General features: G+C 67.4%; 1 protein-coding gene and 1 pseudogene. Both read left to right on the top strand.

Translation table 11 applies throughout. The annotated features are described in order from the left end of the window. Nucleotides 1-411, top strand: a pseudogene (locus tag PV363_RS16775) (hypothetical protein); the annotation flags it as partial. A 2-nt stretch (nt 412-413) separates the two neighbouring features. Then, nucleotides 414-3235, top strand: a 2822-nt coding sequence (locus PV363_RS16770; RefSeq protein WP_301022948.1) for a hypothetical protein, incomplete at its 3' end; no start/stop codon positions are given.

Genomic DNA, 3235 nt, shown 5'->3' with positions numbered 1-3235 from the left:
GGGTTGATGCAGGTCATCGGACCCACCTACGCGACGCACAAACATCCCGCCTATGACGTCGGTCCCTATCTGTATGGCGTGTCGACCAACCCGCTGGCGAACATCCTCGCCGGTCTGCGGTACTCGCTCGCCCGGTACGGCGACCTCGGTCATTTCCGGCGTCGCGGCTTCGCCGGATACGGCAAGGGCGGCATCGTCTACACCCACGCTCGTGATTTCGATCGAGGCGGTGTGCTGCGACCCGGCATGAATCTGGTGGAGAACAACACGGGTGGCGACGAACGGCTCGTGCCATCCCCCGATGGTGCGCGCACGGCCGTGGCGATCGAGAACGCGCATTTCCACGAGGGAGTCGACTACGACATGTTCCTCCGCAAGACGGCGTTCATGCTGCGGGCAGGTCGGATATGACTGTGCGACTCTCCGCCTCGGGGCTCGCCACGGTCGAGCTGGACGACTGCGACGCGGGCTACGTGGTGCGCAAGGTCGAGATCGCTCCGCCCGAGGTGCGCGACGTCGTCTCGCCCCGTCCGCTGGTCGACGGCACGATCGACCGCACCCGCTACTCGGGCTCGCGGAACGTGACTCTCGACCTCATGGTCGTCGAGCGTCCACCCGTGTTCCACGCGGCAGTGACCGAGCCACGGGCGTCACTCCGCGTCGGCGGGGCGGGATGGATCACGATTACCGAGCCGTTGCCCCTCTACCCGGATGTGCCGCCCGAACAGATCGAGGGTGACGACGAGAGCAACGTCGACGAGCCGACGATCAACCCGGCGGCGCTGCTCGACCTGCGCGTCGAGCTGGCGTTGGACCACTGGACAGGGGCGCTACAGATCATCGCCGCGCAGTACGCGGACGGCGATGCCGGATGGCTGTTCGCGATCGACCCGCTCGGGCGTGTGGCGTTCGTGCCATCGATCAACGGGCGCTATTTCGACCTGCCCGGCACCAACCTGCTGCCGAACCCGAGCGTCGAAACGGACCTGAGCGGCTACGTGCTGGCAGGCGACCCGCCGCAACCCCGGAACCTGCTGTACTCCGACCAGCAGGCGTCGATCGAGGCCGGGCCGACCGAGATGACGGCCGGAGACGTCGCGCTGGGCTACAGCCGCTGGAGTACCCCGCAGGGCATCGCACGCGACCCGGCAACAGCGCGGCACGGGACGTCGTCGCTCGTGGGCGGACGCCTCGACGGCACGGCCGGCGCGTTGCAGCTCAACCCGATGGACGAATCCCAGACCCGGCCTGGCTATGTGCCGGTTGAAGGGGGCAAGACATACACCGCCCTTGCCTCGGCGTGGGTGCCACCGGGCGGCCAGAACGACTATCTACAGCTCGCCATCTCCAACTGGTACGACGCGGACCGCAACGTCATTTCTTCGGCGGCGAACCGCAGCCGCACTCCCGCGCGCGGTGCCTGGACCGATGCGCGGCTCGTGGCCACGGCTCCCGAGGGCGCTGTCTACGCGGTCCTGCTCGCCTCGATGTGGTTGGGCGAGGGCGAGGTCGCGCACCTGGATCGAGTGGGCGTGTTCGAGGGCGACGTGTCGTCGGGCAGTTGGTCGCTCCCGAGCGGCGCGAATCCCTACCCCAACCTGCTGTCTGACGCGGTCGCCTCATTTGAGGATGGCACCGTTCCCGCGGAGCTGTATTCCTCAACCGGTGACCTGTCTGTCTCCACGGCGGTGGCCGCTCATGGCACTCATTCGCTCGCCGCGCCGTCGACAGCCGACAACTACGTTCAGGTTGGCCTCAACCCCGCCACGGCTACTCCGGTGACGCCAGGCGTTTCCTACACGTCGATGGCAGGCGTCTACGTCGAGGGGACCGACTGGACGACCTTCTTCCACGGCCGAGTCCATCTCGACACCGCGGGCAACGTGGTGGACGGCTTCCGCTGGGGAACGAACCTGGGGCCGTTGCAACCGGGGTGGAACTACTCACGCGCCACCTGGGTCGCACCGGAAGGCGCGGCGTACGTCTGTCTCCTGCTTGCTCCCCGAGACGGCGCATCGGCGGTCGCCTACCTCGACAAGTTGGGCATCTACGAAGGCGCAGACGTGCCTTTGGAGGCGTGGTCGCTGCCGATGGTCCGCATGGCTGACTCGACCGCGCCAGAGGGTGACTACGTGATCCTGGCCACCCGTGGTCCGGGTGACGGCGATGTCGAGGTGCGGACCGAGCCGATCGCCGCACAACCCGGTGCTGCCTACTTCGCCGCGGTGGTCGTCGCCCCACCGGAGGGCCGGACGATCACGGGCATGACCGAGTGCCTCGACGCCGAGGACAACGTATTGGCATCCAACACGCTGACGCGGCCGCCCGGTGACGGGACGTGGGCGACGATGTGGGGCGGCGAGGTCGCGGCACCCGAGGGCACCACGGCCGTGCGAATGCGGGTGCGTGGCGAGCGCTTCGCCGCGGGCGAGTCGATGCGTCTGGATGCTTTTGAGCTGGTCGACACGTCATACACCCTGCGCAGCATCCGTCCCGTGCCTTTCGCTAACGGCGAACGCACGGCGTTGCGCATGGTCATCGATGCCGAGTCGACCTCGGCCTACTACGGCCCGAGCGCGGAGGAAGGTCCGTGGACTCCGCTGTATGTAGATCTGCCGCGTGACACGCGGATGCATGAGTCGAGCGCGCTGATAACGGTCGGCGCGGTCGAACTGGCGGGCGAGGGTGCCTACGGGCTCAAAGGCAACGTCTATGCCGGTGCCGCCTACGCAGGCGGCGAGCGTGTCATTTCGTGGGACGGCTACACGATCACCGACATCGCCGGTTTCCCGTTCACGTTCAACGGCGACGCCGAGACGATGCGCGAGCCCGGCGTCATCCTCAGTCCGGCGTGGACCGAGCGATTCGATTCGCGCCGCACACTCATGGATCGTGTCGCGCCGTACCTGCGACCCGACGTCGTCTCGACGTTGACGTACGCCACGGACCCGGAGGCACCGCCTCGACGAATTCGGGTGCGTGGCTCGGACTGGTCGGCTCCGTGGAAGCAACGTTGGCATCTCGATACGACCCTCGGATTCGTGACGGTCGGTCAGCCCTGGGCGCTGGGTGAATACGACAAAGAGATTCGTCTCGCGCCGGGAACGGAGGTCGAGCCTGGCCGGACCTACAGCTTGACCTTCGACCGCACCTATCCGTCCGGCGGCGCTTCCTCGGTGCGGGTGGTGAACGCAGGTAGCGCGCCTGCCGAGTGGGTCGCAACCGTGTATGGACC

It is taken from the genome of Mumia sp., assembly GCF_028803055.1.
GTDB lineage: Bacteria > Actinomycetota > Actinomycetes > Propionibacteriales > Nocardioidaceae > Mumia.
The sequence above is the reverse complement of the archived record's forward strand: the minus strand, read 5'-3'. Positions and strand labels throughout refer to the sequence as shown.